Raw genomic sequence first — 25166 nt, 5'->3', positions numbered from 1 at the left:
GCTCATATCTTCATCTAAATCAATATCACTTATCTGTAATTTTAGAATTTCTGCTATAATTTGCTTTAAGTCTCCTTGTAACTTCTCTAAGATATTCTTTTCATCAGCTTCCAAAATTTCTATAGTTTCTGTTTCCTTAACAGCTTTTTCTTGATTTCTTTTGATTGTATTATTTATCTTTCTTTTATCACCCTGCAATACAATAAGCTGTGACACTGGCTGTAATAAGCTTAATTCAAAGGTGTCAATTCCTATCTCCGTTTCAAAAAGCTTTAAACCAAAGTTCTTTTCAAGCAATATTTCGGTCTGCTGATCAACCTTCATACCACCCTCACGCCATAATGGCCAATTAATTGATATACTCTTTCCTTGGCGTTTTTTATGCTGCTTCATTTTCTCTCTATAAATTGCATAGCTATCCATAAAACCATTGGCATAGGCATAATCTGTTTGACCTGCATTACCAAGTACAGAGGTTATTGATGAAAACATAGCAAAAAAATCTAATGGCTCATCTTTCGTCGCCTCATCCAACCACTGAGTTCCATATACTTTTGGAGCAAATACTGCTGTAAGTTCTTCTTCTGTTTTATTAATCAAATAAGAATCTCTAATAACCCCTGCGCTGTGAATGATGCCATTTATTTCTTTATACTCATCTTTAGCTTTAGTAATAAGCTCATCTGCATCTTCTTTTTTAGAAATATCTGCTTTAACATAGGCTACTTGAGCACCATATCCCTTTAGAAGATCGATTTGAGATTGCTTATCCTTAGTAAGGTCTGACCTTCCAACAAGTACCAATCTTGCTTGATAGACTTTAGCTAAGTGCTCAGCAAATATGAAACCTAAACCTCCTGCGCCTCCTGTTATGATGTATACCCCTTTATCTTTTATGAGTGGTATCTCACTTTGATTTTTCTCAATATTATCAATAGCACTTATTACTTTTACTGATCTGTGACCCTCCTGATAAATGACCTCCTTATCCTCTGATTTTAGCTCTGATAACAGTATATCCAATATATCTACCGCTATTTCTGTAGTCAAAGGATACTCGCCCTCCGCATTCGTTAGGTTAAAACCAATCGTTTTATACCCAATTTTAGAGGTTTCAAAACATATGGTTTTTAACAGACTTCCGACAGCTTCATAGTGTGAATGTCCTTTAAGTCCATTTACAGAATAGGCATATACAATTTGAATTGGTGTGTCTATTTTTTCCTTCAATAACGATCCACTTAAATGGTATACGGAATAAACACTTGTCATAAGCTCTTTTTCCAAGTGTTCAGGCTCCGTATTCCTCTCTTCAATAAACTTCGTATTATCTTTACTCCAAAAATGAAGTATAACAGAAGGTATGCGCTTCTTTTCTTTCAAAGCTTGTACTAATTTTATATAGTCATTGTGATTCGAAGGATTTATTTCATATTCATCTTCACTAACTACCTTATAACTTGCTCCTACTTTTACAAGTGTTACTTCACTTTCTCTATCCGTTTCCTTTATTGCTTTATAGAGACCTTCTTCTGTATCAAACAAAAGAATGCTTCTTAACTCAACCTTTTGTTGTTCTACATCTATGAATTCTTTTTGTTCCCACTGACTACTATAATAAAGAGTTTCGCTCTGTACTGCTATTGCCACTTGATCGACTGTTTGGATACCTCGTAAGGAGAAATCCTTAAATCTTACTAGCAGCATCCCTTCTTCATCTACGACGTCAATGTTATACTTTTTAATATTAATTTTTTCTGATACTAAAGTAGTATATGCATAGCATTTTTCTTTAAAGTCTCTTATAATCTCAATCTCACCGAGTGCAAAGGGTAGATAAGCAGTCGCATCTCCTTCGTCTACTAACGCAGCTATTGTTTGGAAAGCACCGTCCATTAGAGATGGATGAAGTCTGATATCTTGAAGCTGGGTATTCACTCCCGCTGGGAATATTAGCAGTGCCAGTGCTTCTCCTTTACCAACATACAATTCTTCCATTGATTGAAGGCTTTTTCCATACTCATAACCAGCTTCTATGTATCTATTGTAATATGCTTCTTTGCTGATATGGTTTGTGCATCTTTGTTTAATGGACTCTAGATTGATAGGTTCATCATTGGTATTGAAGGTGTTTTCTATACCTATTCGCATTTTACCTTGACCATGTAATAAATATGTACCTTCCTCATTTATTGTACCAATCTCATATTCGACATTATCCTGATTTGGGTATAAATAAATATGTACCTCTCTTGAAACCTCATCTATTATCATAGGTCTAATCCATACAATATCTTTTATTTTTCGAATATGATTCATTCCAGATAATTCACTTGCAGCTCTTGCCATCTCAATATAAGTTACTCCTGGCAGAATCTTACTTCCTTCAATAATATGATCTGAAAGAAAGAACTCTTTCCCTGAAAATACTGTTGTAAATCTCTGTTCTTCTAAGGTTGAAGTGTTTCTGTCTATCATCGGGTGTAGCTTACTGATCAACTGACACTGATTGTTATTACCTTCACTTTTATCTCTCTCTGGTACCCAATAGCTTTCTTTTGCAAATGGATATGTAGGAAGTGATATGCGTTTTCTATTATTTTCTTGATCTGGACTTGACCATTCTATCTTAATCCCAGATATCCACAATTTTGCTATTTGCCTTAACTCACCATCCTCTACAATACTTTTTATATAATTTTTACCTTTTTCACCTGTAATTAATAAATTAATTTTGTCTTTATTATTCTTTACATTCCCTATAAAGAGATCTGCATTTTCTTCATCTCTATAATAAGAAGTTAATTTATCTCTTAGCTCTGATAAATGACTGGCTATAATAGCCATCCTTACATCCATTTCTTCTCTTCCAACTTGCAAGGTATAAGCAATATCTGAAATATTCGTACTATGTTGCGGTTCTTGTGCCTCCATCACTTGTTGCTGATCAATATATTCTATTAAATCCTTCGCATATGCTTTAAGGCGTTCTTCACTCTTAGCAGATAGAATAATCATTTGTGGTTTAATAGACTCCTCCGCAACAGTAGCCGTTGGAACTAGATACTCCTCTAATGCAATATGTGCGTTTACACCGCCAAAGCCAAATGAGCTAACCCCTCCACGTCTTGGAACCAAGTTATTATTGTCATCTTTAAGAGCCTCCCATTGAATTGTTTTATCTACTATATAAAATGGACTCTCTTCCAATTTAATATAAGGATTTTGTTCCTCAAAATGAATACTTGCTGGTATCTTTTTGTTCTTCATAGCAAGTATGACTTTTATAACACCTGCTATACCCGCACCGAATTCAAGATGTCCAATGTTTGTTTTCACTGAGCCAATTCCACAATAAGCTCTGTCAAGCGTTGCAATGTCCGAATTTTTACATAATTGCTCAAATGCTTTCTTTAATCCATTGATTTCAATTGGATCTCCTAGGCTAGTTCCCGTACCATGGGCTTCAATATATCCTATTGTCGTAGGATCAATCTTTGACTCTTCCCAGGCACTAACGATTAACTCTGCTTGTGCATTTGGATTAGGTGTCGTCATGGTGTTCGCATGCCCTCCGTGGTTGACAGCACACCCTTTTATTACCGCATAAATGGTATCGTGATCTTTAATTGCTTTACTTAAAGGCTTCAAAAGCAGAACACCGCAACCTTCACCTCTGACATAACCATTGGCACGTTTATCAAAGGTTTTACACCTTCCATCTTCTGAAAGCATTCCAGCCTTTGAAAGTGTAATGAAGGTTTCTGGATTGAGCAAGGCATTAATGCCTCCTGCAAAAGCCATTTCACAACCATCTTTTTGTATTGCCTCAACGGCACGATGTAGTGCAACCAAAGAACTCGAGCAAGCAGTATCAATGATTTCACTTGGCCCACGCAAATCCAATTGATAAGATACACGATTTGCCATAATTGAAAACGATGTACCCGTTGTTATTTGTGCATGTAAATCTATTCCACTCTCTTTTAATAAGTAACTATAATCACAAGCCCCTGCTCCAATAAAGACCCCTGTTCTAGTTCCTGCTAGATCGCTCGCCTTATATCCTGCATCTTCTATTGCTCTCCATACATTTTCTATAAATATCCTATGTTGCGGATCCATTAATGCGGCTTCTCGTGGTGAAATACCAAAGAACAACGGATCAAATTTGTCAATATCTCTAATGAAGCCTCCCCACTTAATATTCGTTTTATTGGCTTCATTGATAGGGTCACCATAATATGCTTTCCAGTCCCATCTATCTCTCGGAATCTCTGTAATTAAATCTTTCTCATTCTCGATATTATTCCAAAATTCTCGATGATTTTCTGATCCCGGCATAACGCAACTTAATCCAACAATAGCTACCGGCTCCTTCATATGCTCTATATGTGGTATCACTCTTGAAACAGGATAATTATTAAATCTTAATCTGCTTTTGGTTTCTATTACAGGTATTTCTTCTACCTTATTCAATACTTCTTGATGATCTACTTTTTTAACCTTTTTGCCAAAATAGTTCCCAAATTTAACTTTATAAGTTTCTAGCAGGTATTCTATCAGCGAGATTATTGTTGTGTGCTCATAAAAAATAGAAGGCATGATATCTATTAAATACTTATCATTTAAAGCATTGCTAAATTCAGTAAAAGAAATCGAATCAAACCCAAAGCCACTCATATCTTCATCCAAATCTATATCACTTATTTGTAGTTTTAGAATTCCTGCTATGATTTGCTTTAAATCTTCTTGTAATTTTTCTAGGATATTCTTTTCATCGGCCTCCAAAATTTCTATAGTTTCTGTTTCTATAATAACTTTCTCTTGATTTTTTTTGATTGCATTATTTATCTTTTTTCTATCACCCTGTAATACGATAAACTGTGTTGCTGACTGCAATAAGCTTAATTCAAAGGTGTCAATTCCTATTTCCGTTTCAAAAAGCTTCAAACCGAAATTCTTCTCAATCAATATTTCAGTCTGCTGATCAACCTTCATACCACCCTCACGCCATAGTGGCCAATTAATTGATATACTCTTTCCTTGGCGCTCTACTTGTTGTTTCAATTTCTCTCTGTAATTTGCATAGCTATCCATAAAACTATTGGCATAGGCATAATCTGTTTGACCTGCATTACCAAGTACTGCAGTTATTGATGAAAACATAACAAAAAAATCTAATGGCTCATCTTTAGTTGCCTCATCCAGCCACAGCGTCCCATATACCTTTGGATCTAGTACTGCAGTCATTTCTTCTTCTGATTTATTGATTAAATAGGAATCTCTAATAACTCCTGCACTGTGGATGATGCCATTTATTTCTTTATACTCAACCTTAGCTTTAGTAATAAGCTGATCTACCTCTTCCTTCTTAGAAATATCTGCTTCAATATAGATTACTTCAGCACCATATTTTTTTAAGAGATCAATTTTTAATTGCTTCTCCTTCGTAAGTTCTGACCTACCAACAAGTACTAATCTTGCGTGATAGACCTTAGCTAAGTGCTCAGCAAATATCTGCCCTAAACCTCCTGCACCTCCCGTAATTAGGTAAACTCCTTTATGCTTTATAAGAGATTTATGTTCTTTCTCAGTATTTTCAATTTCTTCTATTTCATATATGTATTTTACGAGCCTTTGCCCATCTTGATACTTAATTTCTTTATCCTCTGCTTTTAGCTCTGACAGAAGTATATCCAATATATCTATTGTTCTTTTTGTATTGAAGCCTATGGTTTTATATCCAATTTTAGTAGTTTCTAGACAAACGGTCTTCAGCAGACTTCCGACAGCTTCATGGTGTGAATACCCTTTTTCCCCTTCTACTGAATAGCCAAATACAAACTTTAGATGTTTATTTAATTTTTGTTCTACCAATGCACGGCTTAAATGGTATACCGAATAAGCACCTAAATCTATTTGTTCACATTTTTGTATGTTCCACAAATGCAAGATATGGGTAGGTATATTCTTTTTCTTTTCTAAAGATTTTAACATTTTTACATAATCTTCGTGGTTTGCTGGATTAATTTCATATTCGTCGTCACTAACTTCTTTATAACTTGCTCCTACTTTTACAAGCGTTATTTTTCTTTCTCTGTGGGTTTCTTTTAAAACTTTATAAAGATTTTCATCTTGATCAAATAAAAGAATACTTTCTAATGTAACCTTTTCTTCTACCTCAATCAGTGCTCTTTGTTCCCAATGACAGCTATAATATAGCGTTTCACTCTGTGCTGCTACATCAGCTTGATGAATCATTTGTACCCCTCGTAAGGAGAAGTCCTTAAATCTCAATAAAAGCATCCCTTCTTCATCTACTACGTCAATGTTGTACTTTTTGATATTAAAGGTTTCTGACACTAATGTAGTATATGCATAACATTTTTCTTTTAAGTTCCTTATAATCTCAATTTCCCCAAGTGCGAAGGGTAGATAAGCAGTTGCATCTCTTTCGTCTACTAACGCAGCTATTGTTTGAAAAGCACCATCCATTAGAGATGGATGAAGTCTGATATCTTGAAGCTGAGTATTCACTCCCGCTGGGAATATTAGCAGTGCCAGTGCTTCTCCTTTACCAACATATATTTCTTCCATTGATTGAAGGCTTTTTCCATATTCATAGCCAGCTTCTATGTACCTATTGTAATATGCTTCTTTGCTGATATGGTTTGTACATCTTTGTTTAATGGACTCCAAATTGATAGGTTCCTCATTGTTATAGAATGTGTTTTCCATACCTATTAACATTTTCCCTTGCCCATGTAATAGCTTTGTACCATCCTCATTTATTGAACTTATCTCATAACCCACGTTATTTTGATTTGGGTATAAACAGATCTGAATCTCTCTTGAACATTCCTCTATTTTAATCGGTCTGATCCATACAATATCTTTTATCTTTTGGATATGATCCAATCCAGATAGTTCACTTGCAGCTCTTGCCATCTCAATATAAGTTACTCCCGGTAGGATCTTATCTCCTGCTATCACATGATCCGAAAGATAGAACTCCTTCCCAGAAAATACTGTTGTAAACTTCTGCTCTTCTAATGTAGAAGTGTTTCTATCTATCATAGGGTGTAACTTTCTTAATACTTCCTGCTGATTGTAGCCACTTACACTTGTATTTCCCGCTGGTATCCAATAACCTTCTCTTGCAAACGGATATGTAGGAAGTGATATACGTCTTTGGCTGTTCTTATTATATAGAAGCTCCCAATCTATTTCCCCTCCACTAAATACCCTCTTCACCCTCTATAAAATCGAAGGATTTTTGCTTGTTTTGTGTAGGCATTTTTTCATGTAAATCTTCTATATCCGCCTTACCTTCTAGATAGAAATTTAACTTTTCAAGGAGTACCTCAATATCTGAAGTCACTACTGCTAATCGTACAGGCATTGGATCCCGCCCAATCTGTAGTGTATATGCAACATCAGATAAATTAGTATTGTTAGTTTCAATATGTTTTACCAAAGCGCTAACATATTCCTTTAACCTATCTTTGTTTTTCGCTGATAATACAATAATTTGTGGCTCTTGATTATTTTCAAGGCTTTTTTGTGGTTCCATGTATTCTTCAATCACGACATGGGCATTTGTTCCACCAAACCCAAAAGAACTTATACCGGCTCTCCTAGGAAGGTCCGATTTGCTTTTCCAATCCTGTGTTTGATTTACAATATATAGTGGGCTATTGTCTAACTGGATATATGGGTTCACCTCGTTTATATGAATGCTTGCAGGTATCTGATTGTTCTTAATTGAAAGCAATACTTTTATAACCCCAGCAATACCTGCTGCTGTTTCAAGATGACCAATATTCGTCTTTACAGATCCAATGCCGCAGTGTTTGATCTCACTTGGCGTCTTACCCCATTCCATATACAATTGCTCAAAAGCTTTTTTTAAGCCGTTAATTTCTATAGGATCTCCTAAACTTGTTCCCGTTCCATGAGCCTCTATATAGTCTATTGTTGATGGATCTATTCCCGCTTTCTTCCAGGCTTTAAATATAACCTCTGCTTGAGCATTTGGATTTGGCGTGGTTAACGAGCTAACATGTCCGCCATGATTAATTTCACTCCCTTTAATGAGACCATATATATGGTTACCCTCTTTTATGGCATGGCTTAGCGGTTTCAAAAGCAACGCACCTGCCCCTTCGCCTCTAACATAACCATTTGCACTCATATCAAAAGTTTTACATCTACCATCTTCACTTAACATCCCTGCTTTATTATTGACAATGAAATTATCAGGACTGATTAATAGGTTTACCGCACCAGCTATTGCCATATCACAATAACCTTGTCGAATGGCTTCGACTGCCCTATGAACTGCCGTCAGCGAACTGGAGCATGCAGTATCTATTGGTTCACTTGGACCATGGATATTCAATAGGTATGATATTCTATTCGCAAGAACGGCGTGAGCACATCCAGTTGAAGTTTGTGGCTGGATATCAACCTTATGTTCTTTCATAAGATTACTATAATCAGAGGCAGCAACGCCGACAAATACGCCCATATTTGTCCCTGCTATGTCCTTTGATTTGTAGCCCGCATCTTCTATGGTCTTCCATACTGTTTCTAAAAATACTCTTTGTTGGGGATCCATAAGCTCTGCTTCTCTTGGAGAAATACCAAAGAACAGTGGATCAAACTTGTCCACTTCTTTCATGAAGCCTCCCCACTTTATTTTAGTCTTGTTAGCTTCCGTCTTAGCATCACCATATATTTCTTCCCAAGACCATCTATCTTTGGGAATTTCAGTAATTAAATCTTCCCCATTCTTTAGATGCTTCCAGAATTCTTCAAGGGTTTCTGACTGCGGCATTACCCCACTCATTCCAACTATTGCAATTGGTTCGTAAGATGTTGTTTGTAATTTATTGTTTAATAGCTTAAACCTAGTCCTTGCTTTTATTTGTTCTACGGCCGGTAAAGCATCCCCAGTCTTGACGTTTAGCTTAGCATTAACCGTACTACCAGCATCATTATAATGACAACTCAATATTTCCCTGTATTCTTTAATAAGATATTTAAAAAGTGATAATAGTGAAAGATGCTCATAAAATAATGCTGGCATAACTTTCAAATCAAATTTGGAATTGAGTCTGTTACTAAACTCAGTAAATGAAATGGAATCAAACCCAAATTCACTCATGTCTTCATCTAGTTCAATATCCTTAACATTCAACTTTAATATGTCTGATACAATGTGTGTTAAATCTCTTTCAAGCTTATTGAATAGCTCGTTATCATCTACCTCACTGATTTCTAAAACCTCTATTTCTTTTAATACATATTCTTTAGTTTTATGAATTGTATTCCTTAGTTTACTCTTATCCCCTTGTACAACAATTAATTGAGATGCAGCCTGTTTTAAGCTAAATTCGAAAGCTTCAAGACCTGTTTGCGTTTCAAAAAGCCTAAAGCCTAAGGTATTTTCAAGAAGTCTTTCTGTTTGTTGATCGACTCTCATACCTCCATCTCTCCACAAAGGCCAATTAATTGATACGCTCTTCCCGAATCTAACGGCTCTTTTTTCGTCGCCTCATCCAACCACATAGTCCCATATACTTTTGGATTTAGTACTGCTGTCATTTCTTCTTCTATTTTATTGATTAGATAAGAATCTCTAATAACCCCTGCACTGTGGATGATACCATTTATTTCTTTATACTCCTCTTTAGCTTTCGTAATAAGCTGATCTACTTCTTCTTTTTTAGAAATATCTGCTTGAATATATATTACAGCAGCACCATATTTCTTTAATAAATCAATTTGAGATTGCTTATCCTTCGTAAGTTTTGACCTACCCACAAGTACCAATCTTGCTTGATATTCTTTCGCCAAATGCTTAGCAAATATCTGACCTAACCCACCTGCACCTCCTGTAATCAGATAAACACCTTTATCTTTTAATAGTGTCTTATTTTCTTTAACACTATTTTCAATTTCTGCTATTTCTTCAAGAGATTTTACGATCCTTTCTCCCTCTTGATATACAATATCTTTATCTTTGGATTTTAACTCCGATATAATTATGCTTTGTAGTTCTAAGCTGTTTTTGTTGTCATAGCCAATTGATTTATAATCAATTTTAGAACTTTCAAGACATGCTGTTTTTAGCAAACCACTAACAGCTTCAAAATGTGGTTTCCCAAAATTCTCGTTAATAAAATATCCGTATATAATTTGAATAGGATTTTCTATTTTTTCTTTCAATAACGAACGGCTTAAATGGTATACTGAATAAACGCTTGACATAAGTTCTTCTTTCAAGTGTTCCTGGTCAGTACTCAGCTCTTTTTTACTCCAAAGATGTAATATTACAGCTGGTATACGGTTTTTTTCCTTCAAAGAGTGCAATAGCTTTACATAGTCTTTATAATTTGAAGGATCAATTTCATATTCGCTTTCACCTACTTCAGTATAATTTGTTCCACATCTTACGTAAGTTACTGTATTTATGCCAATTTGAATACTATCTTCTAGCACATTTAGGCAACTCTTCTCCTGATCAAATACAAGAATATTACCTGCGATTGTCTCTTTTTCATGTTCAATTAAGCTACAAGGTTTCCACTTGCTAGTGAAATAAAGTGTCTCACTTTGCACTTCATCATCAGTTTGATCAATTGTTTTCACCGCTTCTAGGGTGAAATCTTTAATCCTTACTATAAACATCCCTTCTTCGTCTACTACATCAATGTTGTATTTTTTTATATTTACATTTTCTGATACTAAAGTAGAATATGCATAACATATTTCTTTAAACTCGTTTATAATCTCAATTTCACCTAATGCATAAGGTAGATAAGTTGCTGTCGTTACCGTCTGGAGGACACCTTCCATTAGTGATGGATGAAGTCTGATATCTTGAAGTTGTGTATTAACACCTTCAGGAAATATGAGCTGTGCTAGCACTTCTCCTTCTCCTACATACAATTCTTTTATTGATTTTAAACTCTTTCCGTATTCACATCCAGTTTCCGAATATCTTTTATAGAATTGCTCTTTACTAATATACTTTGTACATCTTTCTTTAATCGACTGAAGGTCTATATTATGTTCATAACCATTTGTTAAATTTTCGCTACCTATTATCAATCTACCTTGACCGTGTACTAGCCTCGAGCAATTATTATTAATCGTACTAATCTCATAGTCAATTGAACCCTCTTCTGGATAAAGATTAACTTGCACTTCACAAGAATCATTTATTATGATAGGTTTTGCCCACACAATATCTTTTATTTTTCTAAGATTCTCTATTCCAGATAGTTCACTTGCAGCTCTTGCCATTTCAATATAAGCTAATTCTGGTAAAATCTTATTTCCTGCTATCACATGATCTGAAAGAAAGAACTCCTTGCCTGAAAATACCGTAACAAACTTTTGTTCTTCTAATGTAGATGTATTTCTATCTATCATTGGGTGTAACACACTTATTGACTCCTGCTTATTGTAACCGCCTAAGCTAGTATTTCTTTCTGGCACCCAATAACTCTCTCTTGCAAAGGGATATGTAGGAAGTGATATTCGTCTTTGATTGCTCTTATCATGTAAAAGCTCCCAATCCACTTCTCCTATACCCTCTTCACCCTCTATAAAATCGAAGGATTTTTGCTTGTTTTGTGTAGGCATTTTTTCATGTAAATCTTCTATATCCGCCTTACCTTCTAGATAGCAATTTAATTTTCCAAGGAGTACCTTAATATCAGAAGCCACTACTGCTAATCGTTCAGGCATTGGATCACGCCCTATCTGTAGCGTATATGCAACATCAGATAAATTAGTATTATTAGTTTCAATATGTTTTACTAAAGCCTTAACATATTCCTTTAACCTATCTTTGTTTTTCGCTGATAATACAATAATTTGTGGCTCTTGATTATTTACAAGGCTTTTTTGTGGTTCCATGTATTCTTCAATCACAACATGGGCATTTGTTCCTCCAAACCCAAAGGAACTTATACCAGCTCTCCTAGGAAGATCCGACTTGCTTTTCCAATCCTGTGTTTGCTTTACAATATATAGTGGGCTATTGTCTAACTGGATATATGGATTCACCTCGTTTAAATGAATGCTTGCAGGTATCTGATTATTTTTAATTGAAAGTAAAACTTTTATCATACCCGCAATACCTGCTGCTGTTTCAAGATGACCAATATTCGTCTTTACAGATCCAATGCCGCAGTGTTTGATCTCACTTGGCTTCTTACCCCATTCTATATACAATTGCTCGAAAGCTTTTTTTAATCCATTTATTTCTATTGGATCTCCTAAACTTGTTCCCGTTCCATGAGCCTCTATATAGTCTATTGTTGATGGATCTATTCCCGCTTTCTTCCAGGCTTTAAATATGACCTCTGCTTGAGCATTTGGATTTGGCGTGGTTAACGAGCTAACATGTCCGCCATGATTTATTTCAATGCCTTTAATAAGACCATAAATATGATTACCCTCTTTAATGGCATGGCTTAGCGGTTTTAAAAGCAACGCACCTGAACCTTCACCTCTAGCATAACCATTTGCACTCTTATCAAAGGTTTTACACCTTCCCTCTTCACTTAACATCCCCGCCTTATTAGTGGCAATATAATTTTCAGGACTCACTAATAGATTCACTGCACCAGCTATTGCCATATCACAATAACCATGTTGTATCGCTTCAACTGCCCTATGGACTGCAGTCAACGAACTAGAACATGCCGTATCTATTGGCTCACTTGGGCCATGGATATTCAATAGGTATGATATTCTATTCGCGAGAATGGCGTGATCACTTCCTGATGCAGTTTGCGCCTGAATGGCAACATTATATTCTTTCAAGAGCTTACTATAATCAGACGATGCAACCCCCACAAACACTCCCATATTTGTTCCAGCAATATCCTTTGACTTGTATCCGGCATCTTCTATAGTCTTCCATGCTGTTTCTAAGAAAATTCTTTGTTGGGGATCCATGAGCTCTGCTTCTCTTGGAGAAATACCAAAGAACAGTGGATCAAACTTATCCACTTCTTTCATGAAGCCTCCCCATTTTATTTTAGTCTTGTTCTCTTCACTATTGGCATCACCATATATTTTTTCCCAATCCCATCTGTCTTTTGGAATTTCAGTAATTAAATCTTCCCCATCCTTTAAATGCTTCCAGAATTCTTCTAGGGTTTCTGACTGCGGCATTACCCCACTCATTCCAACGATTGCAATTGGTTCGTACGATGTTGTTTGTGCTTTATTGTTTAATGGCTTAAACCTAGTCCTTGCTTTTATTTGTTCTAATACCGGAATCCCATCCCCATCATTGATGATTGGCTTAATATTAACAGTTCTAACGGTATCAATATAATGGCAACTCAATATTTCACTATATTCTTTATAAAGGAATTTTAAAAGTGACAACAGTGAAGGATGCTCATAAAATAAGGCTGGTATAACCTGTATATTAAATTGATCATTGAGTTTGTTACTGAGCTCTGTAAAAGAAATTGAATCAAATCCAAAACCGCTCATATCTTCATCAATATCTATATCCTTTATTTGAAGCTTTAGAATTTCTGCAATGATTTGCTTTAAGTCACCCTGTAATTTATTTAAAATATCCTTTTCATCCGCTTCTAGTATTTCAATAGTATTTGTTGCTTTTACCGTTATTTCTTTTACATCTTTCTCTTGATTTCCTTTGATCGCATTGTTTATTTTTATTTTATCGCCCTGTAATACAATAAGCTGTGATTCTGACTGTAATAAGCTTAATTCAAAGGTGTCAATTCCTATTTCAGTTTCAAAAAGCTTAAAGCCAAAATTTTTTCGAAGCAATATTTCTGTTTGCTGGTCAACCTTCATACCACCTTCACGCCATAGAGGCCAATTAATTGATACGCTCTTCAATCTAACGGCTCTTTTTTCGTCGCCTCATCCAACCACATAGTCCCATATACTTTTGGATTTAGTACTGCTGTCATTTCTTCTTCTATTTTATTGATTAAATAAGAATCTCTAATAACCCCTGCACTGTGGATGATACCATTTATTTCTTTATACTCATCTTTAGCTTTCGTAATAAGCTGATCTACCTCTTCTTTTTTAGAAATATCTGCTTGAACATAGATTACAGCAGCACCATATTTCTTTAATAAATTAATTTGAGATTGCTTATCCTTCGTAAGTTTTGACCTACCCACAAGTACCAATCTTGCTTGATATTCTTTCGCCAAATGCTTAGCAAATATCTGACCTAAACCACCTGCACCTCCTGTAATCAAGTAAACGCCTTTATTCTTTAAAAGAGATTCCTTTGGCTTCGCTGTAATTTCAATTTCATCTATTTCAACAATAGATTTTATGTGCCTTTGAGTCCCTTGGTAAAGCACCTCATTGTCCTCAGATTTTAACTCAGAGATAAGTAAGCTATGCAGTTCTAAGCTATTCTCGGTGTCGTAACCGATTGACTTATACTTCAATTTAGAAGTTTCAATACAGGCTGTTTTTAGTAAGCCCTTAACTGCTTCAAAATGTGGCTTCCCAAAATTTTCATCAATTGCATACCCATATACAAGTTGAATAGGCGTGTCAATTTTTTGCTTTAATAATGATTGGCTTAAATGGTATATCGAATAAACACTTGTAACAAGCTCTTTTTTCAAGTGTCCAGTGTCAGTATTTACATTCACTCCAATCTTAGCTTCTTTATATTGAGTGTCTTCTTTAAATCCCCTTACTTCCTTACTCCAAAAATGAAGTATCGTAGACGGTATGCGGTTTTTTTCCTCCAACCTTTGCAATAATTTCATATAGTCTTTATCATTGGCAGGATTAATTTCATATTCGCCTTCATTCACTTCAACAAATTTTGCACCAAGTTTAACTGATGTTACTGTATTTGCACTGATTTGTGTACTATCTACTAGCCCATTAAGCAGACTTACCTCCTGATCAAATACAAGAAGGTTCCCTACAGCTACCTTGTTTTCATTATAAATCAACTTCCTTTGTTTCCAATTACTCGTGTAGTAAACGGTCTCGCTCTCTTCAACAATAGCCTCTGTAGAAATGGCCCGCAGCGAGAAACCTTTTATTTTAATCAAAATAATTCCTTCTTCATTTACTAACTCAAGATTATACTTTGTCATGCTACTATCAACTGATACTAAGGTAGTATACGCATAACAATTTTTCTCAAGTTTACCTAAAATCTCAATTTCGCCTAGTTCAAACGGTAAATAAGTTGTTGTATCTCCTTCAGCTACTATAGCTGCCACGGATTGAAAGGCACCCTCCATTAGGGATGGATGAAGTGTGATATCTTGAAGCTGCGTAGTAACTTCTTCTGGGAATGTGAGCTGTGCCAGTACTTCTCCATTACCAATATACAATTCTTTTATTGATCTTAAGCTTTTCCCATATTCATATCCATTTTCAGAATATCTCTTATAGAATTGCTCGCTACTAATAAACTTTGTACATCTTTGCCTAATTGATGGAATATCAATTATTTGTTCATAACCATTTGAAAAATCCTTGCCCTCTAACATCAATGTACCTTGTCCGTTTAATATACTCAAACCATCGTCATTAATCGTACGAACCTCATAATCAATTGAATCCTCTTCTTGATAAAGACAGATATGCACTTCGCAAGTGTCATTTAACATTATAGGACTAGCCCACACAATATTTATTATTTTTTGAATATTATCTATTCCTGATAATTCACTTGCAGCTCTTGCCATCTCAATATATGCTGTTCTTGGCAAAATCTTATTTCCTGCTATCACATGATCTGAAAAATAGAACTCCTTCCCAGAAAATACTGTTGTAAACTTCTGCTCTTCTAATGTAGAAGTGTTTCTATCTATCATAGGGTGTAACTTACTTATTGCTTCCTGTTGATTGTAGTAACCTACGCTTATATTTCTCTCTGGTGCCCAATAACTTTCTCTTGCAAAAGGATAAGTAGGAAGTGATATACGTCTTTGATTGTTCTTATGATGTAAAAGATCCCAATCGATTTCACCTCCATCAACCCAATATTTCGCTATATTAGTTAATCTTTTATTCTTAATTAAGTTTTTAATAAATTCATTACCCTCTTCACCGTCTATAAAATCAAAGTTCTTTTTCTTCTTATATGTATTACTTCTTTCATATAAATCTTCTATATCTGTCTTACCTTCTAAATATTGATTTAATTTCTCAAGGAGTAACTCTATATCTGAAACAACTACTGCTAATCGCTCAGGCATTGTATCTCGTCCTACCTGTAATGTATAGGCAATATCAGATAAATTCATATTTGCTATTATTTGTATATTGGAATCAACTTCTACTTGAGGGTAAAATTTCATTATTAGATCTCTGTGATTCTCATATAAATACTGTGCTATATACTCGATAGATACATAGTGATCTGCTAATGCTTTCACCTCTTCGATGTTATACATTTGCCATATCCTAGCATACAACTCTGTTGTATTAACCGGATCATAACCATACTCATCTAACGTTTTGTTGTTATCTATTTCATAATCTGGAACATCAATAACCTTGGCAGTTATTTTAAGCACATCCTCCTCAATATGATGTATAAGCTTTTGTTCAAGCATATGATTGGCAGATGTAGTGTTGCTCTTTTCGATATACTTCACTAAAATTTCTACATATTCCTTTAGTCTATCTTTGTTTTTTGCAGATAAAACAATGATCTGTGGCTCTTCCTTCATTAAAATGCTTTCTTCTGGTGTTATGAATTCTTCTATAACCACATGAGCATTCGTTCCACCAAATCCAAAGGAACTTATACCTGCTCTCCTAGGAACGTCTGATTTGCTTTTCCAATCCTGTGTTCGCTTTACTATATATAGTGGGCTTTTATCTAACTGAATATATGGATTCAACTCGTTTAAATGAATGCTTCCAGGTATTTGATTATTCTTGATTGAAAGCAATACTTTAATGATACTAGCAACACCCGCTGCCGCTTCAAGATGTCCGATATTCGTCTTTACAGACCCAATACCACAGTGTTTGATCTCACTTGGTTTCTTACCCCAATCTAAATACAATTGCTCAAAAGCTTTTTTTAATCCGTTGATTTCTATTGGATCTCCTAGGCTTGTGCCCGTTCCATGAGCTTCTATATATTCTATCGTTGATGGATCTACTCCCGCTTTCTTCCATGCTTTATAAATGACCTCTGCTTGCGCATTTGGATTGGGTGTTGTTAACGAACTAACGTGTCCACCATGATTAATCTCACTGCCTTTAATTAGACCATAAATATGATTGCCATCTTTTATCGCGTGACTTAATGGTTTCAAAAGCAAAGCTCCTGAACCTTCCCCTCTAACATAACCGTTTGCGCTCTTATCAAAGGTTTTACACCTTCCATCTTCACTTAGCATCCCCGCCTTATTAAAGGCGATGTAATTTTCAGGAGTGACTAATACGTTCACCCCTCCAGCTATTGCCATATCACAATAACCTTGTCGGATCGCTTCAACTGCCCTATGAACTGCTGTCAATGAACTCGAACATGCTGTATCTATTGGTTCACTTGGGCCATGAATATTCAATAGGTAGGATATTCTGTTCGCAAGAACGGAGTGCGCACTTCCTGTCGAAGTCTGTGATTGAATGTCAACGTGATAATCTTTCAAAAGATTACTATACTCAGACGTTGCAACGCCAACAAACACGCCCATATTTGTTCCAGCAATATCTTTTGATTTATACCCTGCATCCTCTAAGGTGTTCCATACTATTTCTAAGAATATTCTTTGTTGTGGATCCATAAGCTCTGCTTCTCTTGGTGAAATGCCAAAGAACAGCGGATCAAACTTGTCCACTTCTTTCATGAAGCCTCCCCATTTTATTTTAGTCTTATTGGTTTCGCTCTTTGCATCCCCATATATTTTTTCCCAATCCCATCTATCTTTTGGAATTTCGGTAATTAAATCTTTTTCATCCCTGATTTGATTCCAGAATTCTTCAAGAGTATCTGACTGTGGCATTACTCCGCTCATTCCAACTATTGCAATTGGTTCGTTCTCTATCATTAAAGCATCTGATATTTTTAATCTATTGTCTTGCAGCTTAAATCTAGTTCTTGTTTTCATTTGTTCTATTGCTGGCAAACCATCCTCATTGTTCATAATTGGATTAACATTAACCGTTTTAACAACATCTACATAATAACAACTCAATATTTCTCTGTATTCCATAAGAAGATATCTTAAAAGTGATAACAGAGAGGGATGCTCATAAAATAAGGATGGCATAACATGAATATTAAATTTATCGTTAAGCTTATTACTAAACCCCGTAAAGGAAATCGAATCAAATCCAAACCCACTCATGTCTTCATCTAGATCAATGTCCTTAACATTTAACTTTAGTATATCTGATACGATATGAGTTAAATCTCGCTGAAGCTTATTAAATAGCTCATCATCATCTACCTCAATTATTTCTAAAGCTTTGGTTTCCTTTACACCATTATCCTTAGTTTTATTCATTGTATTCCTTAGTTTTTTCTTATCACCTTGTACAACGATTAATTGAGAAGTAGTTTGTTGTAAACTGAAAATGAACGCATCAATACCTGTCTGAGTTTCTAAAGCCTTTAATCCCATTGTCTTTTCAATATGCTTTTGTGTTTCTTGATCTACTCTCATTCCGCCATCTCGCCATAAAGGCCAATTAATTGCTATGCTCTTGCCATATCGTTTATGATGTTGTTTCATTTTCTCTCTTTTGACTGCATAATAATCCATAAAAGAATTCGCATACGAATAATCTGTCTGACCAGAATTTCCTAGCGTTGCTGATATTGATGAGAACATAACAAAGAAATCTAATTCTTCATTTTTTGTTACTTCATCTAGCCATACTGTTCCATATACTTTTGGTGCTATTACTTTTTCCATCTCTTTTTCTTTTTTATTTATGATGTATGCGTCATTTATTATGCCCGCACTATGGATAATACCATCAATTTGACAAAATGCTTTTTTCGATTCAATAATCAGTTTTTCAACATCCTCTTTATTGGATATATCAGCTCTAATATAAAGTACTTCTGCACCATATTTCTTCAAGCTATCAATTTTTTCTTGTTGCTGTTGATCTAACAAAGATCTACCAGTAAGGATGATTCTACTTTGATAAGCTTTTGCCAAATACTCTGCAAATATTGAACCTAAACCTCCCGCACCTCCTGTAATAAGGTAAACGCCTTTATTCTTCAAAAGATATTCGTTTGGCTTAGCTACACTTTCAATTTTATCTATTTCATTTAATGACTTTGTGAATCTTTGCCCATCCTGATAAAATACTTCCTTATCCTCTGATTTTAACTCAGATAGTAGTAATTTTTGTATTTCTATGCTTTCCTTGGTATCGTATCCAATTGACTTATAATCAATTTTTGAGGTTTCAAGACATATAGTTTTTAGAAAGCTATTGACTGCTTCATACTGTGGTTTTCCAAAGTTTTCATCAATTTCATACACATAAACGATTTGAATTGGCGTATCTATTTTTTGTTCCAATAATGAACGAGTTAAATGGTATACCGAATAAACACTTGTCTTAAGCTCTTTTCCCAAGTGTTTAGGGTCAGTATCCATGTCTTCTATAAATTCAGCATCATTATTTATCGTACCTACTTTATGGATTCTTGCATCCCTACTCCAAAAATGGAGAATAATAGATGGTATGCATTTTTTTTCCTTTAAATTATGTAATAATTTTATATAGTCTTTGTCATTAGAGGGATTAATTTCATATTCACCATCACCCACTTCATTATACTTTGTTCCGGGTTTAACATAAGTAATTGTTTTGGTGCTAATTTGTATGCTCTCCTCCAAACCATTAAGACGACTCTTATCGTGATCAAATATAAGAATGTTACCACCTAAAATCACTTTATCGTTATCAATTAGCTTACTTTGTATCCAGTTACTAGTATAGTAAAGTGTTTCACTTACTGAACCCACCGCCTCAGCAGACATCACCCGAAGAGAAAAGTCTTTTATGTTGATTAAAATAACACCTTCTTCATTTACCAACTGGATGTTATACTTTCTCATATATTTTGTATCAGTTATTAATGTAGCATATGCATAGCATTTTTTCTCAAGCTTTCCTAAAATCTCAATTTCACCTAAGGCAAAAGGTAGATAGGTTGTAGTATCTTTTTGGTCAACTAATCCTGCGATTGTCTGTAAAGCCCCATCCATAAGTGTTGGATGAAGTTCCATATCTTCTAGCTGTGTAGTACCATCCTCAGGAAATACTAAATATGCTAGAGTCTCTTTATTACCGACATATACGTCAGTTACTGCTTTAAAGCTATTTCCATATTTAAACCCAGTTTCTGAATACCACTTGTAAAATTGCTCTCCACTAATATACTTTGTACATCTTTCTTTAATTGACTGAAGGTCTATTTTATGATTACTACCAGTTAATAAATCTTTGCTCCCTAAGATCAATCTACCCTGACCGTGTAATAAAACCATTCCATCATCGTTAATCGAATTAACCTCGTAATCAATTGAATCATCTTCTGGATAAAGACTAATCTGCACCTCACAAGAATCATTCACTGTTATAGGTCTTGCCCATACAATGTCTTTTATTTTTCTAATAGGATCTATTCCTGATAGTTCACCTGCAGCTCTTGCCAGCTCAATATAGCCGACACCAGGAAACACCTTATTTCCTTCAATAACATGTTCTGATACAAAGAACTCCTTTCCTGTAAATACTACGGAAAATCTCTGTTCATCTAATGTTGAAATGTTTTTATCAATCATCGGATGGAGCTTATCCATATTGTGAGGTCGACTTTGTAAGGCCTCAATTGCTTCATACTCAGGTATCCACAATCTTTCTCCTTCAAATTGGTATCCTGGTAAAGAAACACGACCTGGGATTTGATCTTTATGTAATACCTCCCAATTGATTTCGACACCTAACGCCCACAGTTGTGCCAGTTTTAAAAAATGCCCCTCATGAATGGCAGATTCTATAAGAACATTAGCCTCGGACCCATGAAGTAAATTTTTTAGTATTTTATTGTCCTGCTTTATATTTCCTGAACAAATGTTTTCTTCACTATAATTACCCTCGATATATTTATTTAACCGTTGAGCTAATTCTGGAATCGTAGAAACTACAAAAGCTGCTCTTTCATCAAAGGATGTTCTTCCTACTTGGAGCGTATAAGCTATTTGAGGTAATGTTATGCTATCAAGACCCTCCTTGACCTCAAATTCTGAAACCATATTCTTCTCTAAATAGATTTTCAAGTTTTTAGCAAGAGTCTTTAACTTTGCTTCATTTTTGGAAGATAAAATCACAACTTGAGGGCCATACAAACTATTAGGAATACTAAGATTATTATCATACTCTTCTAATAAAATATGCGAATTGGAACCTCCTGCTCCAAATGAGCTTATTCCTGCCCTTCTTGGATAAATAACTGATTTCCCATCTTCAAATAACACAGGTCTAATCCATTCTTGAAGGTGTTGCTGGACATAAAAAGGGGTTTGATCAAATGGTATTCGTGGATTTAACTCTGAAGCATTTAAGGAAGGCACAAGCATTCCGTGCTTCATTTGTAGTAATACTTTTATGATTCCCGACAAAGCTGCACTCGATTCAGAATGCCCTATATTCGCTTTGATTGAGCCAATTGCACAGTAAGGAGGCTCTAACTTCAAATCGCAATACTGTTTATTTTCTTGAAAGGCCATAGTGAGACCTCTAATCTCAATTGGATCTCCTAACGCTGTACCAGTTCCATGTGCTTCAACATAACTCACAGTTCTTGGATCTACCTTTCCTTGTTTAAGTGCCTTAGAAATTATCTCTGCTTGGGCTTTAGGATTAGGAACCGTAAACCCATTCGTTTTACCTCCAGAATTAATTGCAGTTGCTTTAATAATACCATAGATATGATCATTGTCTGCTTTTGCATCAGCTAGTCTTTTTAATAGAACCGCCCCAATCCCTTCACCAAATACAGTACCATTGCCTCCATTACCAAAGGGTCTACAAACTCCATCCGGAGAATGAAAATGCATTTGAGAATATTGAATCCATCTACTAGGATGAATAAACAAATTCACACCACCTACCACAGCTGTATTACATTCTCCTCTTCTTAAACTTTCATAAGCAAGATGAATTGCTGTTCCTGAGCCTGAACAAGCTGTATCTATAGCAATACTTGGACCATTAAAATTAAAGAAATATGAAATTCTATTTGGAATCTGATAAAAATCTGTATCTCTATAAGCCCCAATCCCCTTTAGAGATGCTTGATCTGCAAGCGTCCCATAATCCCCAGCTATTATTGCAGTAAAAACTCCTGTATTTCTATCCATGAATTCAGCTGTATAACCCGCATCTTCTAAGAGACCCCAGACGACTTGTAAAAACAGTCTTTGCTGTGGATCCATTAATTCTGCTTCTCTAGGAGAGATATTGAAAAATGTTGCTTCAAACCGATCAATATCCTCTATAAAGGCACCCCACTTACTGTAGGACTTGTCTGCTTCGTTGCCAGAAGGATCAAATAATACTTTTCTATTAAATCTATCGTCTGGAATCTCAGTTATGCTTGACTTGCCATTTTCAAGTATATTCCATAACTCCGAAATTGTATTTGCTTTGGGATATAGTCCATTCATTCCAATGATTGCAATTTCTTCCATACTTTCATTTTCATTTTCATTTTCATTTTCATTGATTATTTTATCAACTGGACTGCAAGTTCTTATCTTATTATTCATCGACCTGCTTATTACTGATTGAAGGTTATCATCAATAGTTAGGTTCTTTGCATCTACTTTTTCTTTGTAGTGATCTAATATGTACTTAACAATACTTTTAATATTACGATGCTCGAACAGTAATGTAGTCGGAATTCCTTTGTAAGCTTCACCTATATGAACCATTATATCCATAACTTTATATGAATCGATTTGATATTGCTCTAACTCTTCCTCTGGATCTAACTCTTCAACTGAAATTTCTAGGTGCTTAGAAAAAATAAGCATAATTTCCAGCAAAACTGCTTGGTAGCTCTCTCTTATCTCTGAATTAGTATCATTAGACAACTTTCTTTCCACGGTAATCTCCCCATTCCCTACAGAATTATTTATCAATTGACCTGGTTCATATATAACTCTATTTATTTCTTTGCTTAATCGCATAACATCTGGTATTTCTTTGTAAATACGTTCTATTATCATTTCTTTTTCTCTTACAGATGATAGTGAATGTGTATCCCTCGACTCTATATGTGTCAATTCGGGTTTCTTATTGTTTTGATTTAACAAAGTTGTATTCATTTCAAGCTTTGCAAGTACTTGTGTTGGAAAAGAATAATAGGTTGAAGTATCTTCTATCTCGTTTTTATACTGTCCTCCAATTTGTTCAATGAATTGCTCTGCAGGTTTATTCTTTGATGTTTGACAATGCAATAGTTCGATCTTACTAAGTTCTCTTTCCTTTGCTATCTCGCCAAGCTTAGACATCATGATATATTCAACTCCACGTCCTAAAACTCTGCAGCTCAACAAAAAAGTATCAACAATAAGTATCTGTAATTCTTCTCTAATGATCATAACCCCAACTAAACCATAACTTCCAAATCTATCTTCTACCTCTACAGTCATACATTCATAATTTTCTTCGGAAATCAGCTGTTCTATCTCTTGAGGTTTACGTCTTATCGTTGTAAAATTAAACTGATTTGTTCTTTGAGTCAACTGAGATACTCTCGGTAAATTAGATTCTGTCATTGTATTTATTGTGACTTCAAGTTTTAAACTATTTAAAAAGTCACTATAATCAGAACACGTCTCCTGTAACTCCACTCTTGATATATTCTCTTGATACAATCGTGTACGCGATTGATCTTCTTTAGTAACCGAATAATGATCCAATACCCATAAATGATTCAGTAACTGTACTTTATCACAAGAAGCTTCAGGCCATTGAACAGTTAAAACCTCTGGGCAATTTCCTCTCACCTCTGCGCATTCCACTGGATTATCATCAATAAATATAAAGCTATCTAATCCTAAATTTAGAATGTTAGCTAACTCCTTGAGGTTTTTCGACTTTGCTTCCCAATTTATTTTACTATTTGCAATATGCTGTTGCTCTAATGGCATAGCCTTTTTTTCAAAAACCTGCCAAACATCTTCCTCAACATTCTTACTACACAAACACAACAACATCCCTTTTTCCATTTGTTGGACTAAAAAGCGTTGAAATTGTAGATAAGCCCCCTCAATCCTTACACCATTGGGACCAACTTCACCGCAAATGCCTTCCCACAATGTGTTGTCGCAATCTAATGCAATCACCTTATAAGCTTTATTTTTCAACTGATAGAATCTTCTATTAATTAAGGTCCCAATCATATTAAAATACTCATATGTATAAGGAACATGACCAAGCTGATCTCTTATAGGATCAAAAATTTCTTTAATCCCATATTGAAAATCATAATCACATGTATTTATGATATCTATATTATTTAAATCATTTAATTCATGAACTAGCTTATTTTTAAGTTGACAAAACAAACTATACCACTCTGAATCAGGGTTATAGTCTGTCGATGAAGGACAAATCAATACGAATGTAGTTGTAGTTAATCTCTTACTATGGGATTTAATTGAAGTAATAAAGTTATCTAATGTCGTTTCAAGGTATGTGTTTGAATCATTTTGCTTTTGGCTATCTTCTTCTCGAAAACGAAGCCAATCCTCAAACCTCATTAAAATGACATTCATACCTCTGTTGTTTATAGCAATACAACTACTTGGATTAAGTAGTTCTTGAAAAACTTGATTATAGGGCGCGAATTCTATGTCTAAAGATAAATTTAATTCGCTTATCCAAAATTTTAAACTCGGTAATAACGGTTCAGCTGTAAAAGTTGAAGCAATCACTATTTTCTCTTTACCTACTTGGCTATTTACGTCGTTTGTAGTATTTGTGTAAATATTATCCATATTTTGAGAACTATTCTCATGGCTTGTTGAAGATAGTTCATCCACTGTTTCAGCACTAAAATACACCTTACCCTTGGTATTGTCTAGTTTATTATTATTCAT

General features: G+C 34.9%; 4 protein-coding genes (1 of these 4 running past the window's edge). All 4 read right to left on the bottom strand.

Annotated elements, in window-relative coordinates; all coding sequences use genetic code 11:
• Tightly spaced (each overlapping or abutting the next), the 4 genes in view from CVU84_08530 to CVU84_08515 form a layout consistent with a single transcriptional unit that may run on beyond the window.
• On the bottom strand, positions 1–7257 hold the 5' portion of the coding sequence (locus tag CVU84_08530) for a hypothetical protein (protein PKM94960.1). It extends 6288 nt beyond the left edge of the window; only the first 7257 of its 13545 coding nucleotides appear in the window; its start codon is at positions 7255–7257; the stop codon falls past the left edge of the window.
• The gene (locus CVU84_08525) at positions 7241–9490 is read right to left on the bottom strand and encodes a hypothetical protein (GenBank protein PKM94959.1); all 2250 of its coding nucleotides are present in this window, start codon (positions 9488–9490) and stop codon (positions 7241–7243) included. The genes CVU84_08530 and CVU84_08525 overlap by 17 nt, the downstream gene beginning before the upstream one ends.
• A complete protein-coding gene (locus CVU84_08520; protein ID PKM94958.1) occupies positions 9487–13908 on the bottom strand; it encodes a hypothetical protein in 4422 nt (1473 codons plus the stop codon). The genes CVU84_08525 and CVU84_08520 overlap by 4 nt, the downstream gene beginning before the upstream one ends.
• Entirely contained in the window at positions 13905–25166 is an 11262-nt protein-coding gene (locus tag CVU84_08515) for a hypothetical protein (protein ID PKM94957.1), read from the bottom strand. Before CVU84_08515 ends, CVU84_08520 begins: the two co-directional genes overlap by 4 nt.

Source organism: Firmicutes bacterium HGW-Firmicutes-1 (assembly GCA_002841625.1).
Taxonomy (GTDB): domain Bacteria; phylum Bacillota; class Clostridia; order Lachnospirales; family Vallitaleaceae; genus HGW-1.
The sequence above is the reverse complement of the archived record's forward strand: the minus strand, read 5'-3'. Positions and strand labels throughout refer to the sequence as shown.

Coding starts and splice junctions, on each gene's coding strand:
- CVU84_08515 (PKM94957.1), bottom strand. CDS start 25,166: ATGAATAATAATAAACTAGACAATACCAAGGGTAAGGTGTATTTTAGT.
- CVU84_08525 (PKM94959.1), bottom strand. CDS start 9,490: ATGAGAGTCGATCAACAAACAGAAAGACTTCTTGAAAATACCTTAGGC.